At 70.6% G+C, this 20220-nt stretch carries 14 protein-coding genes and 1 pseudogene; 12 read left to right on the top strand and 3 right to left on the bottom strand.

The window, feature by feature from the left end:
• The first annotated feature begins 28 nt into the window (after positions 1-28).
• From ACOOE8_RS02350 to ACOOE8_RS02310, 9 genes and pseudogenes are all read left to right on the top strand, one after another.
• The gene (locus ACOOE8_RS02350) at positions 29-988 is read left to right on the top strand and encodes a glycine--tRNA ligase subunit alpha (RefSeq protein WP_420393281.1); all 960 of its coding nucleotides are present in this window, start codon (positions 29-31) and stop codon (positions 986-988) included.
• Positions 989-1054: 66 nt separating this feature from the next.
• Entirely contained in the window at positions 1055-1441 is a 387-nt protein-coding gene (locus tag ACOOE8_RS02345) for an FtsB family cell division protein (protein ID WP_420393280.1), read from the top strand.
• A 132-nt stretch (positions 1442-1573) separates the two neighbouring features.
• Complete coding sequence (gene pdhA, locus ACOOE8_RS02340; RefSeq protein WP_420393279.1) at positions 1574-2599, top strand: pyruvate dehydrogenase (acetyl-transferring) E1 component subunit alpha; 1026 nt, start codon at positions 1574-1576, stop codon at positions 2597-2599.
• 27 nt (positions 2600-2626) lie between these two features.
• On the top strand, positions 2627-2866 hold the full coding sequence (locus tag ACOOE8_RS02335) for a hypothetical protein (protein ID WP_420393278.1): 240 nt from the start codon (positions 2627-2629) through the stop codon (positions 2864-2866).
• Between the two features lie 17 nt (positions 2867-2883).
• Positions 2884-3246, top strand: a pseudogene (locus ACOOE8_RS02330) (biotin/lipoyl-containing protein); the annotation flags it as partial.
• A 186-nt stretch (positions 3247-3432) separates the two neighbouring features.
• The gene (locus tag ACOOE8_RS02325; protein ID WP_420394603.1) at positions 3433-4464 is read left to right on the top strand and encodes a pyruvate dehydrogenase complex E1 component subunit beta; all 1032 of its coding nucleotides are present in this window, start codon (positions 3433-3435) and stop codon (positions 4462-4464) included.
• Between the two features lie 195 nt (positions 4465-4659).
• Positions 4660-5649: a GDP-mannose 4,6-dehydratase gene (locus ACOOE8_RS02320; protein ID WP_420393277.1), complete on the top strand. Its 990-nt coding sequence runs from the start codon at positions 4660-4662 to the stop codon at positions 5647-5649.
• Between the two features lie 111 nt (positions 5650-5760).
• Complete coding sequence (locus ACOOE8_RS02315; RefSeq protein WP_420393276.1) at positions 5761-8223, top strand: glycosyltransferase; 2463 nt, start codon at positions 5761-5763, stop codon at positions 8221-8223.
• A gap of 103 nt (positions 8224-8326) precedes the next feature.
• A complete protein-coding gene (locus ACOOE8_RS02310; RefSeq protein WP_420393275.1) occupies positions 8327-9433 on the top strand; it encodes a hypothetical protein in 1107 nt (368 codons plus the stop codon).
• 31 nt (positions 9434-9464) lie between these two features.
• Here ACOOE8_RS02310 and recG read toward each other — a convergent pair whose 3' ends face one another.
• Entirely contained in the window at positions 9465-11579 is a 2115-nt protein-coding gene (recG, locus tag ACOOE8_RS02305; RefSeq protein WP_420393274.1) for an ATP-dependent DNA helicase RecG, read from the bottom strand.
• A gap of 59 nt (positions 11580-11638) precedes the next feature.
• Between recG and ACOOE8_RS02300 the strand changes: the two genes are divergently transcribed.
• Entirely contained in the window at positions 11639-11920 is a 282-nt protein-coding gene (locus ACOOE8_RS02300) for a succinate dehydrogenase assembly factor 2 (RefSeq protein WP_420393273.1), read from the top strand.
• A 119-nt stretch (positions 11921-12039) separates the two neighbouring features.
• Positions 12040-15468, top strand: coding sequence for a transcription-repair coupling factor (mfd, locus tag ACOOE8_RS02295; RefSeq protein WP_420394602.1), 3429 nt, complete (start codon positions 12040-12042; stop codon positions 15466-15468).
• A 76-nt stretch (positions 15469-15544) separates the two neighbouring features.
• On the opposite strand, the gene ACOOE8_RS02290 is transcribed toward mfd, so the two are convergent.
• Positions 15545-16765 carry an MFS transporter gene (locus ACOOE8_RS02290; RefSeq protein WP_420393272.1) on the bottom strand — a complete coding sequence of 407 codons (1221 nt, stop codon included), beginning with the start codon at positions 16763-16765 and terminating at the stop codon, positions 15545-15547.
• Positions 16766-16809: 44 nt separating this feature from the next.
• Complete coding sequence (locus ACOOE8_RS02285) at positions 16810-17892, bottom strand: FAD-dependent oxidoreductase (RefSeq protein ID WP_420393271.1); 1083 nt, start codon at positions 17890-17892, stop codon at positions 16810-16812.
• Positions 17893-18000: 108 nt separating this feature from the next.
• Between ACOOE8_RS02285 and ACOOE8_RS02280 the strand changes: the two genes are divergently transcribed.
• A complete protein-coding gene (locus ACOOE8_RS02280; protein WP_420393270.1) occupies positions 18001-20202 on the top strand; it encodes an ATP-binding protein in 2202 nt (733 codons plus the stop codon).
• Positions 20203-20220 lie beyond the last annotated feature (18 nt).

The following is a 20220-nucleotide window of genomic DNA, read 5'->3' as shown; positions in this document are numbered from 1 at the left end:
TGTCCCCCATGCGCTAGCAGGACGCGCCATGACACCGACATCCGCCGACGACCCGCGCACCTCCTTCCAGGCGATGATCCTCGCCTTGCAGGCCTTCTGGGCGGAGCGCGGCTGCGCCATCCTGCAGCCCTATGACATGGAGGTCGGCGCTGGCACCTTCCACCCGGCGACGACGCTGCGCGCCCTCGGTCCGCTACCGTGGCGCGCGGCCTACGTGCAGCCCTCGCGCCGGCCCAGCGACGGCCGCTACGGCGAGAACCCGAATCGGCTCCAGCATTACTACCAGTTCCAGGTCATCTTGAAGCCCAGCCCGCCGGAGCTGCAGTCGCTCTACCTCGCCTCGCTCAGCGCCATCGGGATCGACCTCGCCACGCACGACGTGCGCTTCGTCGAGGACGACTGGGAGAGCCCGACGCTCGGCGCCTGGGGCCTCGGCTGGGAGTGCTGGTGCGACGGCATGGAGGTCTCCCAGTTCACCTACTTTCAGCAGGTGTGCGGGATCGACTGCCGTCCGGTCTCCGGCGAGCTGACCTACGGGTTGGAGCGCCTCGCCATGTACGTGCAGGGCATCGAGAACGTCTACGACCTCGTCTACGTCCCGGCCGCCGAAGGCCGGGCCGCGGTGCGCTATGGCGACGTCTTCCTGCAGGCGGAACGCGAGTATTCCGCCTACAACTTCGAGCATGCGGACACCGACATGCTGCTGCGCCACTTCAGGGACGCGGAGGCGGAGTGCCACGCGCTGCTCGCCGCCGGCGCACCGGGCCCGAACGGCGGACCCCATCGCCAGGTGCTGCCCGCCTACGACCAGACCATCAAGGCCTCGCACATCTTCAACCTGCTCGACGCGCGCGGCGTGATTTCCGTCACCGAGCGGCAGAGCTACATCGGGCGCGTCCGCGACCTCGCGAAGGCCTGCGGTCAGGCCTACCTCGCAACGGTCGGCGGGGGCTACGACGGAGCCGCCGAGACGAACGTCGCCGCCTGACCGCGCGCGGCGCAGGGCAGCGCGGCCCACGTTACGGCGTGTGCGAAACCGCGCGTTAAGCTGGGCATGGTGGTGTTGCCCCGGTCCTGGATTGAGCTCATGCCGACGCGCTACCGGAAGAAGTCGCCCGTCATGTCCCTGCTGGGGCCGCTCCTCCTCATCGGGGTCGCGCTGTACTTCGGCTGGCAGTCTACCCGTGGGGACTTCGGTCAGGTCGCGCGTGAGCGGCTCGCCTCAGAACGCGACGCACGTGCTGCCGAGCTGTCGAGCCTCGTCGAGCATCGGGAGGCGCTGCAGCGACGGGTCGAACGGCTGCGGACCGACGCGCTCGACGCAGACCTTCTGGACGAGCGCGCGCGGGCGCAACTCAATCTCGCCCACACCAACGAGCTCGTCATCCTGCACGGTTCGCACGCGGGATCGCTCGACCGCGCCCTCGCCGCACGGCGCTGACGGCGGCGGCTCCCTTGCCGCCGGGACGCCCCATGCGCTGCGGCGGCACGTCCCAACACCGGCGCCCGACCTTCCCACTGTCCAGGCGGTGGTCTAGGTTTACGCAGACGCCCGGTTCGGAGGGAAGCGAGCATGCAGGCCGAGGCCAAGGTGAAGACCGAGGAGGTGACGTCCGCGCCCCAACGGGCCGACGCGGCGAGCTTCTCAGCCGATGACTACCGCCGCGCCTACGAGGACATGCTCCTCATCCGCCGGTTCGAGGAGAAGGCCGGCCAACTCTACGGCATGGGCCTCATCGGCGGCTTCTGCCACCTCTACATCGGCCAGGAGGCCGTCGTCGTCGGCGCGCAGATGGCGATGCGCGAGGGCGACCAGGTCATCACCGGTTACCGCGACCACGGCCACATGCTCGCCACCGGGATGGACCCCAAGGGCGTCATGGCCGAGCTCACCGGCCGCGCCGCTGGCTACTCCAAGGGCAAGGGTGGCTCCATGCACATGTTCTCCGTGGAGAAGAACTTCTACGGAGGCCACGGCATCGTCGGCGCACAGGTTTCCCTCGGCACCGGGATCGCCTTCGCCAACCGCTACCGCGAGAACGGCGCGGTTGCGCTCACCTACTTCGGCGACGGCGCGGCCAACCAGGGGCAGGTGTACGAGAGCTTCAACATGGCCAAGCTCTGGTCGCTGCCGGTGGTCTACGTGATCGAGAACAACAAGTACGGCATGGGCACGTCGGTGGAGCGTGCGTCCTCGACGACGAACCTGTCCCAGCGCGGCCGCTCCTTCGGCATCCCCGGTGAGCAGGTCGACGGCATGAGCGTGGAGACGGTCCGTGCCGCGGTGGACAAGGCGCTCGCCCACGCTCGCGACGGCAAGGGGCCCTACATCCTGGAGATGATGACCTACCGCTATCGCGGCCACTCGATGTCCGACCCTGCGAAGTACCGCACCCGCGACGAGGTCAACGAGTACCGTCAGAAGCGCGACCCCATCGAGCACGTCCGCGACATCCTCATCAAGGAGCACGGCGTCGCCGAGGATGACGTGAAGGCGGTGGACAAGCGCGTGCGCGACCTGGTGAACACGGCAGCCGAGTTCGCCCAGTCCGAGCCCGAGCCGGACCCGTCCGAGCTGTGGACGGACGTCGTGCGCTGACGGTCCGCTTGGTTGGCGTAGCCTGAGATGGCGACTGAGCCGCACGACCTTATACTCGACCACCTTCGTGCCCTGCGGGCGGGCCAGGACCGGATCGAGGAGCGGCTCGGCAAGTTGGAGGTCCGCGGGCGGGCGCTGGAGCAGCGCGTCGACGCGCTCACCACGCTGCTGCGCGGCTTCGCACAGACCGACGACCGTCACGAGGCGCGTCTCGCAAGCCTTGAGAAAAGGCTGGAATTTGTCGAGGCGCGGCTGCGCGATCATTAGGGAAGAACACGGACACGATGCCCACTGAGATCCTGATGCCCGCGCTCAGCCCGACCATGGAGGAGGGCAAGCTCGCCAAGTGGATGAAGTCGGTGGGTGACGCCGTCGCCCCCGGCGACGTCATCGCCGAGATCGAGACCGACAAGGCGACGATGGAGGTCGAGGCCGTCGACGAGGGGACGCTCGGCAAGATCCTCGTGGAGGAGGGCACCGAGGGCGTGGCGGTCAACACGCCCATCGCGGTGCTGCTGGCCGAGGGGGAGAGCGAGGCGGACATCGGCGCCGCGGCGCCGGCGGACGGCGGCGGCGCGAAGGACGTCGACGCCGGCGCGGGCGGCCGTCCGGCGCACGGCGGCGAACCCTCGGACGACGCGCCGAAGGGGACCCACGCGCGGCAGGGCGCGAAGGGGGCAGGGACCCCCGACAGGACGCACGCCGAGGTCGAGGCACCGGACGACACGGCGCAGACCGCGATCACGCGGGCGGGGCCCGGGCCAACCGGGAGCCTTGCGGCGGATGCGCCGCGACCCCCTGCGGCGCCGCGCTCCGGCCCCGGCGTCGCGGAGATGCCCGAGGACCAGCCCGATGAGCCGGAGGTGCCGGCGGGCGTCGAGATGGTGCAGGTCACCGTGCGTGAGGCGCTGCGCGACGCCATGGCCGAAGAGATGCGCCGTGACGAGGACGTCTTCCTGATGGGCGAGGAGGTCGCCGAGTACCAGGGCGCCTACAAGGTGAGCCAGGGCCTGCTCGACGAGTTCGGCGCGCGCCGCGTCGTCGACACCCCCATCACCGAGCACGGCTTCACCGGGCTCGGCGTCGGCGCCGGCTTCGCCGGGCTGAAGCCCATCGTCGAGTTCATGACGTTCAACTTCGCCATGCAGGCGATCGATCAGATCATCAACTCCGCCGCCAAGACGCACTACATGTCCGGTGGCTTCATCAAGTGCTCCATCGTCTTCCGCGGTCCGAATGGCGCGGCCGCGCGCGTCGCCGCGCAGCACAGCCAGGACTATGCCGCCTGGTACTCCCACGTGCCGGGGCACAGGGTCATCCAGCCCTACTCGGCGATGGACGCGAAAGGCCTCCTCAAGGCCGCCATCCGCGACCCCAACCCGGTCGTGTTCCTGGAGAACGAGATCCTCTACGGGCAGACCTTCGAGGTCCCGGCGGACGACGAGTTCGTGCTGCCCATCGGCAAGGCGAAGGTGGAGAAGCGGGGCCGGGACGTGACGATCGTCTCGTTCGGCATCGGCATGACCTACGCGATGGCCGCGGCGGCCGAGCTCGCAGGGATGGGCATCGACGCCGAGGTCGTCAACCTGCGCACCCTGCGTCCGTTGGACATCGACACGGTCGTGAAGTCGGTGCGCAAGACGAACCGGTGCGTGACGGTGGAGGAGGCGTTCCCGACCTGCTCGATCTCCTCGGAGATCGGCTACCAGCTCATGGAGAAGGCGTTCGACCACCTCGACGCCCCGGTGCTGCGCGTCACCGGCAAGGACGTGCCGATGCCCTACGCCGCGAACCTCGAGAAGCTCGCGCTGCCCTCCGTCGCCGAGGTCATCGACGCGGTCAAGGCGGTGACCTACACCGCTTGACCGCCGCTCCCCTGCCGAACGGGACGCGACGCAACGCCGCGTTTACGCGGGATCGCCGACCTCGCCCGAGCGCAACCGTCCATTGTAGCGCAACGGACCCTTTGGTAAGGCCGCGCTGCCCATCCGCGACGCGCGGGCCAAGCGGCCGGCCGATCCCGGCGCGGCTGACGCGTGCGAACTCCAAGCGAGACGCCCATGGCGAAGAGCGCAGTCATCACCGGCGTCACCGGCCAGGACGGCGCGTACCTCGCCCAGCTCCTCCTCGGCAAGGGGTACGACGTATGGGGCGTGGTGCGGCGCTCCTCCCACTTCGGCGTCGCCGACCACCGGCTGCGCTGGCTCGGCATCGCCGGCGACGTGCGCTTCCTCGACGCCAACCTCACCGACCTGTCGAGCCTCGTGCGTTGCATCGAGCTCGCCAAGCCTGACGAAGTCTACAACCTCGGCGCCCAGAGTTACGTGGCCTCGTCCTGGCAGCAGCCGTTGCTCACCGGCCACGTGACAGGGCTCGGCGCAGCGAACGTCCTCGAGGCGGTGCGCATCGCCCAGCCGGCGGCGCGCTTCTACCAGGCGTCGTCGTCGGAGATGTTCGGCCTCATCCAGGAGGCGCAGCAGAACGAGAGGACCCCGTTCTACCCGCGCTCGCCCTACGGCGCGGCGAAGCTGTTCGCGCACTGGATGACGGTGAACTATCGCGAGAGCTTCTCCATGCACGCCTCGTCCGGCATCCTGTTCAACCATGAATCGCCCCTGCGCGGGATCGAGTTCGTCACCCGAAAGGTTTCGGACGCGGTCGCTCGCATCAAGCTCGGCCTCGCCGACGAGCTCCGGCTCGGCAACGTCGACGCCCGGCGCGACTGGGGTCACGCCCGGGACTACGTCGAGGCGATGTGGCTCATGCTGCAGCAGGAGAGCGCCGACGACTACGTGGTGGCCACCGGCCGGACAACCTCCGTGCGCGACATGGTGCGCATCGCCTTCGGCCACGTCGGCCTCGTCGCCGAGGACTACCTCGTCGTCGACCCGACGCTGTTCCGCCCGGCAGAGGTGGACATCCTCCTCGGCGACGCTTCGATGGCCAAGTCGCGGCTCGGCTGGGCGCCGAAGACGACCCTCGAGGAGATGATCCACGAGATGGTCGAGGCGGACCTCGACCGGCACCGGAGGGGGCCTGTGGCAACCTAGCCGCCGGCGGCGTCACCTCTTCCGGCAGACGCGCGAATGCTGTTAGGCGTTGTCGCGACCAGCGCGCCCAACGTGAGGTCGCGTGCCCGTGAGGCCACGAGAAGGAACAGAGTGAGCGAGACCGTCGCCTACAACTACAACATCGACGTCTTCACGCCCTCGCAGATCGCTGGCTGGATCTGCCCTCGCGAGGACCGGTCGAGCGCGCCGCTGACGGTTCAGTTCCTCGTGGATGGGGTGCCGAGCGGGATCGTGCGGGCCGACATCGCCCGGTTCGATGTTGCAGAGGCGGGCCTTGGTCCCCCGCACTGCGGCTTTCATTGGCACGTGCCGGACGTCGTCGGCGAGGGAGTCGCGCGACGCGACCTGCCGGTGGAGATCTTCGTGCGGCGACGCGACGGCTGCTACGAGAAGGTCGGTGAGCGCGTTCTGCGCCACGAGGCATCGCTCACCGACGAGGTCCGGGCCGCCATGCGCCCGGCCCTCGAGAACGCCATCGCCCAAGTCACGCGCGCGGCGCTCGTCGGCGACGGCTCTGCGGAGCCCGTCCGCGGCGAGCCGAAGCGCTTCCCACTGCACGAGAGGCTGTTCTTGCGCGGCGGCAATGGGACCGCGGACGCGCGATGCTCGGTCTCCCGCTACCTCGACTTTCAGCACGTGCGGCTGAAGAAGGACGCGACCCATCCCCTCGACGGCTCGGAGGCGACGAAGAACCGCTACCTGCGCTGGTACCTCGATCACTACCTCGACGTGCGCCGACCCATGCGCGGCCCGTTGGGGGCCAAGGAGATCGCCTACCTCAACTGCCCCGTCGCGCTGCTGGGCGTCGAGCACAAGATCTCACGCGCATCGCTCTCCTACGGCCTTACGTCGGCGCACGGGGTGACGCTGTTTCCGCTCACCGACCAGGGTCGCTATGAGGAGTTCGTGCGCTGGTGGTGCGTCGAACGCGCCGTCGAGCTGCATGTCGAGGACTGCCTGGTTCCGGAATACTACGTCGAGGCGCTGCGTCGGATCCCCGTCCGCTACATGGGGCAGGACTGGCCGTTGTCGGTGTTCATCGAGGGGCACTTCAACGCGAACGTGCGCTTTCACGTGTTCGACGGCACCATCGAGCAGCATCGCCTTCTCGTCCACGTCTGGCTCCTCCTGGAGGCGATGGCGCAGCCTGGGGTGATCCGCTTCCTGCCGCAGAAGAACCTCACCGCGCTGTTCGACGGGCCGCCGCGCGAAACCTTGTTCGATAGGACGGTCCAGTCGCTGCACCCGAGTGGGGAGGCCATCGGCGAGCTGTTCGACGCGACGCGCTACGCAAGGCACCTCGCCAGCCTCGGCTTCGACTTGAAGCGTCGGCGGTTCCTTGCCTTCGACACGCACGGCAACCGCTTCGAAGCGGCGCGGTTCGCTCCAACGACCGATCGGACGCAGGAGCGTGTGCCCGTCCAGATCATCGGTCCCTTCGCCAAGTCGTCCGGCCTCGGCCAGGCGGCGCGGCTGTCGGCGGCGACGCTCAAGGCTGCGGGCTACACGCCGAACGTGGTCGACTTCGACCTCGACAACCCTGCGCCCATCGGCATGAACTCGAACAGCCTCGCCTTCGGCCTGCCCCGGCCGGCGGACGTCAACCTCCTGCACCTCAACGGCGAGACGCTGCCGATGGCGCTCGCGTACCTGCGCGACGCGTTCAACGGCGCCTACAACATCGGCTACTTCTTCTGGGAGCTGTCGCGCCCGTCCAGGGCGCAGGAGCTCGCCATCGAGCTAGTGGACGAGATCTGGGTCGCGACGGACTACGGGGTGTCGGTTTACGCGGACGCTGGCAAGCCGGTGCACAACGTCGGCATGGCGGTGGAGCCGGTTTCCGATCCGGGTCGCGACGTCGCACGGGCCTGGCTGTCGGAGCGGCTGCCGGTGGGGCCGAACACGTTCGTGTTCCTCGCCGCCTTCGACTCGTTCTCGTTCGTGGAGCGCAAGAACCCCCATGGGGTCGTCGAGGCGTTCCGTGCCGCGTTCGACGACGCAGACGACGACGTCCACCTCGTCCTCAAGACGCACAACCGCGACTTCGTGAGCGACCCGCACCAGACGCTGAGGTGGGATCGGCTGATCGAGGTCGCGACGCACGATCCGCGCATCACCATCCTCAACGAGACGCTGCGCTACGGCGAGCTCATGAAGCTCATCAAGGGGGCGGACTGCTACGTCTCGCTGCATCGATCGGAGGGGTGGGGCTTCGGGCTGATCGAGGCGATGGGTCTTGGCGTGCCCATCCTCGCGACCGCCTACTCGGGCAACATGGACTTCACTCGGCCGGAGCACGCCTTCCTCGTCGACTACGACCTCGTCGAGCCGCGGCCGAACGAGTACATCTTCGTCGATGGCGGTCAGGTGTGGGCCGCGCCGAGGCTGGAGAGTGCCGTGGAAGCCATGCGTGCAGTTCGCACGAACCCTGCCGAGCGCGCGCGCCGGGCGCGCGTGGCGCGGGCCTACGTGATGGAGAACTTCTCCCTCGCCGCACAGGCGAAGAAGTACCGCTCGCGGCTCGACGAGGTCCTTGCGATGCGTCGGCGTTGACGTTGGCGCGATGAGAAGGAGCGTCCTTTGCCTGGCGTCCCTCGGCGTTGCCGCCGCGTCGCTGCAGGCAACGGCACAGTCGCCACCCGAGAGCGCGCCCCTCGTGATCGTTCCCTCGCCGTTCGAGGCACGGCCGGCGGAGCGGCTGCTTGCGCCCGACGTGGCTCGTGCGGCGACGGCGGCGATGACCGGGACGACGGCGACGGTGGAGCAGCCCGATAGCCTGCGCGGGCCCGCAGCGAGCGTCCTCGTTGCGGAACTCGTCATGGGGCCGCTTGCGCGCCTCGCTGACGCGGCGTTGGCGCTGCAGAACGTCGTCCTGCGCCGCTGCGTCATCGCCGACGAACGGTCCGACGACCCCTTGCGCGCCGCGTTCCTCGCGACGGTGCGGGCGGCCGCTTCGGTCATCGCCCTCGGCTACGGCACCGATCAAAATCGCACCGCTGTCGAGGAGCTTCTGACGACCTTCGATGCTGCATCGGATGGCCGCGAGCGGGTCGGTGCGCTCATCGTCAGCCTGGAGCGAGTCCCGGCGCAGCTTTCCGCGCTGCGTGGGCTCGAGCCCGCGCTGACTGGGTTGCCCGCCCTCGAGATGGTGGTGCTCGACGGCGAGACGGACGGCGAGCGCTGTGCCCTCGCGGTGACCATCGTCGCCAACGTGCGAGAGGTCGCCCTTGCCATGAAGCAGCGCTGGCGCGAGGGCCTCGTCGATGCGCACTGGGCGGGCGGGGCGGACGACCTGTCCTCCCGACGGCGCCTCCACGACCTCATCTCCGGCATCCTCGCTGCGGTCGACCGGCTGGCGGGCAACCTCGCTGCCCCGTTGGATGGCGGAAGGCCGAGCCTGCCGTTCCTGGCGGCGGAGCGCAACCGCACCTACTTGATCGAGGCGTTTTCGGGGACGCAGCGGCAGGCGGCGATGCTGCACCGCTTCGCGGCGCCGGACAGCCCGGCGGACCAGGCGGTCTCTGCCCTGGAGCGGCTCATCGAGGAGGCCGCGGGTGAGCTCGCCGGCTGGAGCGGCGACGGGGTCGGCGCAACCCGCGCCGAGCTTGCCTCCGCGGACCTGCGCAGCGCGCGGCGCCTCATCGTCTCCGACCTCGCCGAGGCGTTCGGCTTCGACCCCGCTGCCATCGCCCGACCGCTCGCCGCCATCGGACCGGACGTGGTCGGCTCGCCGCTCGTCCCGCCCACTCCGGCGACGCGGTAGCCCCGGCGGCCGACCGCCGCGGTGTGCGTCGTCAGCCCGCCCGCAGCCTCTCGATGGCGCGGCGCCGCTCGTGGAGCGTCAGGAGCCCGCGCAGGGCGCGTCCGCGCGGGCTCGCGAGGTTCCGGTCGGTGGCCACGATCAGGCGGGCGTCGTCGCTCGCAGCGACCAGGAGGTCGCCGTCGCGCTCGAGGTCGGCGACGCGGAACTGCGGCGCGCCGGACTGACGCGTCCCCAGGACCTCGCCCTCGCCGCGGAGCCGCAGGTCGTCCTCGGCGATGCGGAAGCCGTCGTTGGTCGCCCGCATGGTGTCGAGCCGCTCGCGCGCGACGGCCCCGAGGGGAGGGCGGTACAGCAGGACGCACGTGGAGGGGCGCGCGCCGCGTCCCACCCGACCGCGGAGCTGGTGGAGCTGCGACAGGCCGAACCGCTCGGCGTCCTCGATCACCATGATCGTGGCGTCGGGCACGTCGACGCCCACCTCCACGACGGTGGTCGCCACGAGCACCGAGAGCGCGCCGTCGCGGAACGCGGCCATGACGTCCTCGCGCTCGGGTGTTGGCGTGCGGCCGTGCACGAGCCCGACATGGCCTCCGAGACACCGGGCGAGCGCGTCGTGCCGCGCCACCGCTGAGGCCATGGTGGACGACCGGTCCGCCTCGACGAGCGGACAAACCCAGTAGGCCTTCTCGCCGCGCGCGACCGCGGTGGCGAGGCGCTCGACGACGGCATCGAGCTGAGAGAGGGGAAGGGCGCGCGTCTCCACCGGCTGGCGTCCGGCCGGCTTGTCGGTCAGGCGCGAGACGTCCATGTCGCCGTACTGGGCGAGGACGAGCGTGCGTGGGATCGGCGTCGCGGTCATCACGAGGAGGTCGCTCGCCGGGCCCTTCTGCGACAGCGCCATGCGTTGCGCGACGCCGAAGCGGTGCTGCTCGTCGACGACGACGAGGGCAAGGTCGGCGAAGGCGACGCGCGACTGGAACAGGGCGTGGGTGCCGACCGCCACCTTGGCGCGCCCGTCGGCGAGCTCTTCCAGCGCGGTGGCACGATCGGCTTCGGACACGCGGCCGGTGAGGAGGCGCACCGCGAGCCCGTGCGGCGCGAGGGTGCGCGACAACGTCTCATGGTGCTGGCGCGCGACGAGGTCGGTGGGCGCCATCACCGCCGTCTGCCCGCCGTCACCCGCCGCCATCGCCGCGGCGAGGAGGGCGACGACGGTCTTGCCCGACCCGACGTCGCCTTGCAGAAGGCGGATCATGCGGTGGGGCGAGGCAAGGTCGGCGGAGACCTCCGCGACGGCGAGCCGCTGCGACGGGGTCAGCGCGAACGGGAGCGAGGCCTCGAGCCGGTCGATGGCGGCGGCGTCCCAGCGCCGGGCGCGGCCCTTGGTGGTGCGCTCGCGGTCGCGGATCACCGCGAGGGCGAGCTGGCTCGCCAGGAGCTCGTCGTAGGCGAGCCGCCGGCGCGCCGGCGAGCCCGGCGCTGCCTCGTCGAGGGTGCTTGGGCGGTGGACGGCGCGGTAGGCCTCGGCGAGCCCGGGCATGCGCCCACGCGCCTGGAAGGCGGGATCGAGCCACTCGGCGGGCGCGCCGACCCGCTCAAGCGCCGCGCCGATGATGCCCGCGAAGACGCCCGCGGTGAGGCCCGGCGTCAGCCGGTACTGCGCCTCGAGCCCGAAGCCCGGCCCCGCCGGAGCGTCGGGCCCGTCGACCACCGCGGACGCGTCGGGGTGGACGATCTGGGGGCGGCCGTCCCGCCAGGTGACGTCGCCCGACACGCGGACCCAGGCGCCGAGCGGGTACGCGCCGGCAAGCCAGGTGAGCCCGCCGCGGAAGTAGACCACGGCCAGCTCCCCGGTGCCGTCATCGCCGATGGCGCGCACGGGACCCTTCGGGCTGCCCGAACGCTCATGACGGGCGACGCGAACCGCGACCGTCGCCACGCCACGCTCGGGAAGATCGACCACCGCCGTGCGGTGCCGGCGGTCAACGACCGACAGCGGCATGTGGTTTAGGACGTCGAAGACACGCGTCTCCGCAGCGCTCGGTCGGTCGAGAAGGTGCGCCAGCCGCTCGGCTCGGCCTGGCCCGACCCCGGCGAGCCGATTGACCGCGCCGGTCAGCCGACCAATATCGTTGCGATCCGTCACACCGGCGCTCGCAAGGGCTGCCGGGGCGCGTGTTCGCGTTCGCCCGCCGAAGGAGCCCAATGTCCGGCACCACCCGCTCGTCCGCAGGCCTCGACCCGCGCCGCAAGCGCCTGCTCTACCAAACCTGGCACCGCGGCACGCGGGAGATGGACCTCCTCCTCGGCCGCTTCGCCGACTCCACCATCGAGGGCTGGAGCGAGGACGAGGTCGGCGAGATGGAGGCGCTGCTCGCGGTTCCCGATCCCGAGCTCTATCGCTGGATCACCGAGCAGACGGACGTCCCGAACAATCATCGCTCGACGGTTCTGTCCCGCGTCATCGCGTTTCACAAGGCGGTCTGATGGCCAAGCCCAAGGCGCTGTCCCTCGACGAGATCCGCGCGCTCTCCAAGCCAAGCCTCACGAAGCTCGCCGAGCCCGACCTGCCGCGCGAGCTCACCGTGACCCAGGTGCCCGACGGCATGGAGGGCGACGTCCTCGCGACTCTGGCCGCGGCCACGAAGGGGCCCGTGGTCTACGTCGCACGGGACTGGGCGCGGCTGCGCTCGGCCCAGAACGCGTTGCACTTCTTCGCGCCGGACGTGCCCGTCGTCCACCTCCCGGCATGGGACTGCATGCCCTACGACCGCGCCTCGCCCTCGGCCGTGGTGCAGGCGCGGCGCACCGGCGCGCTGGCGGCGCTCGCCGAGCGCGAGGGCGACACCCCGCTCGTGGTGATGACGACGGCGAACGCTGTCCTGCAGCGCGTCCCGCGCCCAGAAGTCATCCGCGCAGCGACGCGCCACCACAAGGCCGGCGCGGACGTCGCGATGAACGACGTCGTCGCCTGGCTCGAGGACAACGCGTTCCTGCGCACGCCGACGGTGCGGGAGGCGGGGGAGTACGCGGTCCGCGGCGGCATCGTCGACCTCTTCGCGCCGGGCACGGACCAGCCGGTGCGGCTCGACTTCTTCGGCGACACCTTGGAGACGATCCGGCCCTTCGATCCGGAGACCCAGCGCACCACGGGGCAGTGGGACGCCATCGAGCTCATCCCCATGAGCGAGGTGATCCTCTCCGAAGACAGCATCTCGAGCTTTCGCGAGGGGTACCTTCGCCACTTCGGCGCGCCCTCCAAGGACGACATCCTTTACCACTCGGTGTCGGAGGGCGTCCGCGCGTCCGGCGTCGAGCACTGGATGCCGCTGTTCCACGATGGCCTCGCGACGATGTTCGACTACGTGCCGGACGCGCCCTGCGTGATCGACCACCTGGTCGAGGACGCCATCGCCAAGCGCATCGCGGAGATCGAGGACCACTACGCCGCGCGCAACTCGGCGGTGGCGCAGGTCGCGCAAGGCGCCCCTTACCACGCGCTGCCGACGAGCGAGCTCTACCTCACGGGCATGACGCCCGCCGAGCTCTTCGACCGGCACCGCATGATCCACCTCACGCCGTTCGACGAGCCCGACCGCGAGGATGCGCTGACGATCCCCGCTGGCGGCAAGGTCGGCCGCTCCTTCGCGGCGGAGAGGTCGGCGGGCAAGGTCAACATCTTCGCCGTCCTGTCTGAGTACGTCGACGCCATCCGCCGCGAGGGTCGGCGGGTCGTCATCGCCGCCTGGTCGGAGGGCTCGCTCAGCCGCATGGGGCAGGTGCTCGCGGACCAGGGGCTGAAGCGGCTTACACCGGTCGCCTCGATGCCCGAGGTCGGCGCGCTGAAGCCCGGGGAGGCCGCCCTCGCGGTGCTCGAGATCGAGGACGGCTTCGAGGCGCCGGACTACGTCGTCGTTGCCGAGCAAGACGTCCTCGGCGACCGCCTCGTCTCGTCCGGTCGCCGGCGCAAGCGCGACGCCAACGTGCTCACGGAGGCCGCCTCGCTCGCCGAGGGCGACCTCGTCGTCCACCTCGACCACGGCATCGGCCGCTTCCTCGGCTTGAAGACCCTGGAAGCCGCAGGCGCGCCTCACGACTGCGTAGAGATCGCCTACCAGAAGGACGACAAGCTCTACCTGCCGGTGGAGAACATCGACCTGTTGTCGCGCTACGGCTCGCAGGAGACCGAGGGCGTCCAGCTCGACCGCCTCGGCGGCGCGGGCTGGCAGGCGCGCAAGGCCAAGATGAAGGAGCGCGTGCGCGAGATCGCCGGCGGCCTCATCAGGACGGCCGCCGAGCGGATGATGAAGAAGGCGCCGGTGATCGAGCCGCCATCGGGCGTCTACGACGAGTTCGTCGCGAAGTTCCCGTACAACGAGACGGACGACCAGCTCGCCGCCGTCGATGCCATTTCCGACGACCTCGCGGCCGGTCGTCCCATGGACCGCCTGGTGTGCGGCGACGTCGGCTTCGGCAAGACCGAGGTCGCGATCCGCGCCGCCTTCCTCGCAGCAATGAGCGGCCGGCAGGTAGCGCTGATCGTCCCAACGACGCTGCTTGCGCGCCAGCACTACAAGACGTTCGCCGAGCGCTTCGCCGGCTTGCCGATCAAGGTCGCTCAGGCCTCCCGCCTCGTCTCGACGAAGGAGATGCGCGTGGTCCGCGAGGGCTTGAAGTCCGGCGAAATCGACCTCGTGGTCGGCACCCACGCACTCTTGTCGAAGTCCGTCGAGTTCCGCGACCTCGGCCTCCTCATCGTCGACGAGGAGCAGAAGTTCGGCGTCAAGCACAAGGAGAAGCTGAAGGAGCTCAAGGCGGACGTGCACGTCCTCACGCTGTCCGCGACGCCGATCCCGCGCACCATGCAACTCGCGCTCACCGGGGTGCGCGAGCTCTCCATCATCGCGACGCCGCCGGTGGACCGGCTGACCGTGCGCACGTTCATCACGCCCTTCGACCCGCTGACGATCCGCGAGGCGCTTCTGCGCGAGCGCTACCGCGGCGGCCAGTCGTTCTACGTCTGCCCGCGCGTCGCAGACCTTGCCGGTCAGAAGGAGTTCCTCGCCCAGCACGTGCCGGAGGTGAAGGTCGCGGTGGCGCACGGGCAGATGTCGGCCACCGAGCTCGACGACGTGATGAACGCGTTCTACGACGGGCAGTACGACGTGCTCCTCGCCACGACCATCGTGGAGTCCGGCCTCGACATCCCGACCGCGAACACCCTCATCGTGCACCGCGCTGACATGTTCGGCCTCGCCCAACTCTACCAGATCCGCGGCCGGGTCGGCCGGGCCAAGACACGGGCCTACGCGCTGCTCACGACCCCCCTCGACAAGACGCTCACCGCGCCGGCGCAGCGCCGCCTCAAGGTGCTGTCGTCGCTGGACAACCTCGGGGCGGGCTTCCAGCTCGCCTCCCATGACCTCGACATCCGCGGCGCCGGCAACCTCCTCGGCGACGAGCAGTCCGGCCACATCAAGGAGGTCGGCTTCGAGCTCTACCAGTCGATGCTCGAGGAAGCGGTCGCCTCGCTGAAGACGGGCTCAGACGAGGAGGTCGAGGACCGTTGGTCGCCGCACATCTCCATCGGCATCCCGGTTCTGATCCCCGAGGACTACATCCCCGACCTGCAGCTGCGCATGAGCCTTTATCGCCGGCTCGCCGACCTCGACGACGCCCAGGCCATCGACGCCTTCGGCGCCGAGCTCGTCGACCGCTTCGGCCGGGTACCCGATGAGGTCGAGTGGCTGATGAAGATCGTGTACATCAAGTCGCTGTGCAGGCGCGCCAACGTCGAGAAGATCGACGCCGGGCCGAAGGGCTGCGTCGTGACGTTCCGTGGCAACGAGTTCGCCAACGCCACGGGCCTCGTCGCGATGATCGCCGGGGAGGGCACGCTCGCCAAGATGCGTCCGGACCAGAAGGTGGTGTTCATCCGCGACTGGCCCGACGCCGACAAGCGCGTCAAGGGCGTCGCCATGGTCCTCGCCAAGCTGGCCAAGCTCGCGCAGATCAGGGAGAAGGCCGCAGCGTAATCACCGGCGCGGTTGGCGCATGGCGGCGGTGGGCGACGCCCGACCTCGCCTCCTACGGCGGCGGATGGAGACACGCTCAATGGGCGCGTGCGTCCGCGCGTCGTCCGCCCGCCCGAAACAAGAGGGGCAGTGCGCTGACGAGCTGGATCGCGATCAGCAAAAGGAAGGCGGCCTGGAAGCCCTCGTAGGTGGCCTGTCCGCGCTCCCCGGGGTAGGCGGCGAGCACCACGCCGAAGCCCCACTGGCCGAGGAACGCGGCGACGAAGACGACGAAATTGAGCGCGGTGTTGACGCGGCCCGCCATCGCGGCAGGGAACGCCGACGTCGCGATGTTGTAGCTGTGGACGCCCACCGAGCCTACCGCGGCGTAAAGGATCCAGACGATCCCGCTGTAGCTCGGCGGCACCACGATAAGGACGAGCGGGAACGCGACCGTGACGAGGGAGCCGACGACGAAGGCGGTCGTCGCGTGCCCGGTGCGCTCCACGCGGGCGAACAGCGCGCCGTAGAACAGGAACCCGGCGACGAGGCCGATCCCGGCCGCCGAGAGCCAGCCCGCGGCGACGTCGTCCGTCATCCCCGCGACCTCGCGCAGCCACGGCCCGGCCCACAGCCCGACCACGGCCAGCATGCCCACCTGCACCGTCGCCGAGAGCGGGGCGACGCGCCACAGGGCCGGGCTCCTCAGCACGGAAGCGACCTCGCGGGTGAGCGCAAGGATCCGCACCGCCGCCTGCGGCTCGCGCTGCCGCGGCACGACCAGCGCGATGGTGAGCGCGGCGACGACGATGCCTCCCGAGAGGACGAGGAACATCCCACGCCACCCCACCGCGTCGATGAGCGCCTCGGCCGGACCGCCGGCGATGGCGCTGCCGAGCCCGCCGAAGGCCATGTGGAGGCCGATGACGAGCGCCCGTCGCTCCGGGGTGAACCAGCTGCGGTACGCGGTCATCGGGGCCATCAGCGACATCGAGGCGCCGAGCCCCATGAGGAAGCGGCCGAGGAGGAGGTGCGGGGAGGCGGCGGCGAGCGCGAAAAGGACGCAGCCTGCCGCGGCGAACAAGAGCGCGAGCGCCTCGACCCGGCGCGGGCCGTAGCGGTCCATCAGCACGCCGAACGGGATCTGCATCACCGCGAAGCCGACGAAGTAGACGCTCGTCAGCAGGCCGAGGTCGGCCGGCGACAGCCCGAACTCGGCGGTGAGCGGCGCGCCGGCTACGGCGTTGACCACGCGCATGAGGTAGGCGAGCAGGTAGGCGAAGGCGAACGGGAGGAAGACGCGCAGCGCGAGGGCCATCGCCCGCCATAGGAGCTACGCGCGGTGTTGGCCAGCGTCCGCGGTCAAGGAAGGCGGAAGCGGTCCACGAAGGCACGGTCGAAGCGGTCCTTCAGGCGCCAGACCCAACGTCCCTCGACGAGGAGGCCGTTGCGCGTGCCGATCGCCCGGCGGTCCCCCGTCGACAGCAGGATGAGGCCGCGGCGCTGCAGGCGCACCGGCGTCGGCGGATGCCCGCGGGCCAGGGCGGCGATGGCGTCGGCGAGCGGCGGGCCGGAGCGCACGGAGAACACGCCGGCCTTCGGTCGTGGGTCGTCGACGCGAGTCGCCGCGTCCCCCACGGCGAGCACCCTGCTATGGGAGGTGGAGCGCAGCGCACTGTCGGTGGCAAGGTAGCCGTCGGCGGTGCGCGCGAAGGGCGTGCGGGCCAGCCACTCAGGCGGGGCGGGTCCGGTGAAGGCGAGGACGGCATCGGCGGGAACGGTGTGCCCGTCGGTGAGCTCCAAGGCGTCCGCGTGCACCGCCGCGACCTTCCTGCCCAAGCGCAGCGCGACTCCTGCCTCGACGAGGCGTCGACGCACGCGCCGGCCGACGCCGGCGGGCAGCCCGGCGAGGAGGTCGGCCTGCCGCTCGACCAAGGCGATCGCAGCGTCGGGCCGACGCGCCGCGAGCGCCAGCGTCACCTCGATCCCGGCGACGCCGGCACCCACGACCGCGAAGGAGGTCGCGGTGCCGAGGGTGGGCTCGAGGCCCGCCATCATCGCGTCGAAAGGCTTGCCCGCGATGACCCGCGGGTCGGCGAGGGGGCCAGGCCGGGCTGCCACCGAGCCGGCGTTGACGACGAGGGCGTCGTAGGCGACGCGCCTCCCGTCGGCGAGGCGGAGCTCCTCCTCGTTCGCCCCGACGATCCTGCCCTCGACGAGCTCGACGCCGGCGCGTGAGGCGAACGGAGCGAGGGGGATCGACATGGACGCGGCCTCGTAGATCCCCTCGATCCACCCTGGAACCATGCCCGAGTAGTGCGCATGCGTACCTTCGGTCACGAGGGTGAGACGCGCGCCGTCCGCTGCCCCGGCGAGGCGGTCGAGCGCCACGAGCGCTGCGTGCCCCGCGCCGGCGATCACGATGCGCGGCCGCTCCGTGCTCATGGCTGCCCCCCGCGGTCCGGAAGCGCCTGGTGCGCCTTCCTTGACCCGATCCCGTGCGCCCGTCACATAACCTTCGAGCCTCCGATGTGAAGCGCGTCAGGAGCGGCCATGGCCGACGCCGCAGTTCCCTATCGTCCGCCGTTCGACAGTCCGGTGCGCAGCCTTGGGATCGCAGTGATCCCGCTGGCGCTGGTCGCGGTGACGCTGACGTTCCTCATCCTGACCGGGCTGACGCCCATCGACCCGAGCCGACGCGTCATCACGGTGGCGCTCGTCATCAACGCCGTCCTCGTCGCGCTGCTCCTCGGAGGGGTCGCCTACGAGGCGGCCAAGCTCTGGCGGGCGCGATCGGCCCGGCGTGCGGGCGCGCGGCTCCATGTGCGGATCGTCGCGCTGTTCTCGATCATGGCGGTGCTTCCGGCGGCCCTTGTCGCCGTCGTCGCGACCTTCACGCTGTCGCGCGGGCTCGACCGCTGGTTCGAGGAGCGGACCCAGGCGATCGTCGCCAACTCGGTCGCCGTGGCGGACGCCTACGTCGGCGAGCACGCGCGAGTGCTGCGCTCCGACCTCGTGGCGATGGCGCGCGACATCGACCGCGCCAAGGAGGTCTACGACTTCGAGCCCAGCCGCTTCGACACGATCTTCCAAGCCCAGGCCGCGCTGCGCCAGCTCCCGTCGGCGTTCCTGCTCAACGGGGCGGGCGAGGTCATCACCCGCGCCGTGGTGAACCCGGACATCGAGCTCAGGATGCCGCCGCCGGACGCCATGCGCGAGGCGCTGAAGGGCCAGCCCGTCCTCATCGCCCCCGGCGAGGCGGACCAGGTGGGCGGCATCATGAAGCTCGACTCCTACCGCGACACCTACCTCTACATCGCGCGCCTGATGGACCCGCAGGTCAACGGCTTCCTGCGCCTGACACGGGCCAACGCCGAGGAGTACATCCAGCTCGAGCAGTCCCGCCTCGGCGTCTCGATGGCCTTCGGGCTGGTCTACGCCGGCGTCACCCTCGTCCTCCTGGTGTGCGCGATCTACCTCGGCTTCGGCTTCGCGAACCGCCTCGTGACACCGATCCGCGAGCTCATCGGCGCCTCCGACCGGGTGGCCAAGGGCGACCTCGACGTGGAGGTGCCCGTGCGCTTCTTCGACGGCGACATCGCGCACCTCGGCGAGACCTTCAACGACATGACGTCGACGTTGAAGCGGCAGCGCTCCGACCTCGTCGCAGCGAACGACCAGCTCGGCCGCCGCAGCCGCTTCACCGAGGCGGTGTTGGGGGGCGTCTCGGCCGGCGTCATCGGGACGGACGCGGAGGGCCGCGTCACGCTCGCCAACACCTCGGCGCTCGCCATGCTCGACCTCTTCGAGCGCGAGGTCGTCGGTCGGCGGCTGGCCGACAGCGTCCCCGAGCTCGCCCCGATCCTCGAGGCAGGGGACGGCCTCCTGCGGCTGCGCATCAAGCCGGAGCAGATCAACCTGGCGCGCAGGGGACGCGACCGCACGATCCTGGTGCGTGCCACGACCGACCGCGCCGACGCCGCGCGCCCCGGCTTCGTCCTCACGCTGGACGACATCACCGACCTCGTCACCGCGCAGCGCACCTCCGCCTGGGCGGACGTGGCGCGCCGCATCGCCCACGAGATCAAGAACCCGCTGACGCCGATCCAGCTCTCGGCCGAGCGCATCAAGCGGCGCTACGGCAAGCAGATCCGCGCCGACGACCACGAGGTGTTCGACCAGTGCGTGGACACCATCGTGCGGCAGGTGGACGACATCGGCCGCATGGTGACGGAGTTCTCCAACTTCGCGCGCATGCCCGCGCCCGCCATGGAGCGCCGGGACCTGCGCGAGGCGGTGCGCGAGGCGGTGTTCCTCCAGGGCATCGGACGCGAGCGGGTGGAGAAGCGCACCGACATCCCGGACGAGCCGGTGATCGCGCACTTCGACCAGCGCCTGGTCGCGCAAGCCCTCTCGAACCTCGTGAAGAACGCGGCGGAGTCCATCGAGCAGACCAGCGATGCGGACCGTGGCGGCGAGCGTGGCCGCATCGAGGTGCGGCTCCACCGCCTGGCCGGCGAGGTCGTGGTCGACGTCATCGACAACGGCCTCGGCTTTCCGGCGAGCGGCCGCGAGCGGCTCCTCGAGCCCTACATGACGACGCGCGAGAAGGGCACAGGGCTCGGCCTCGCCATCGTCAAGAAGATCGCCGAGGAGCAGGGCGGACGCATCGAGCTCCTCGACGCGTCGTCGGTGTCGCACAACACCCGTGGTGCGTGCGTGCGCTTCGCCCTGCCTGCCGAGGCCGACCGATGACCGACACCCGCAGGAGGC

This window comes from Acuticoccus sp. (assembly GCF_965213555.1).
Classification (GTDB): domain Bacteria; phylum Pseudomonadota; class Alphaproteobacteria; order Rhizobiales; family Amorphaceae; genus Acuticoccus.
The sequence above is the reverse complement of the archived record's forward strand: the minus strand, read 5'-3'. Positions and strand labels throughout refer to the sequence as shown.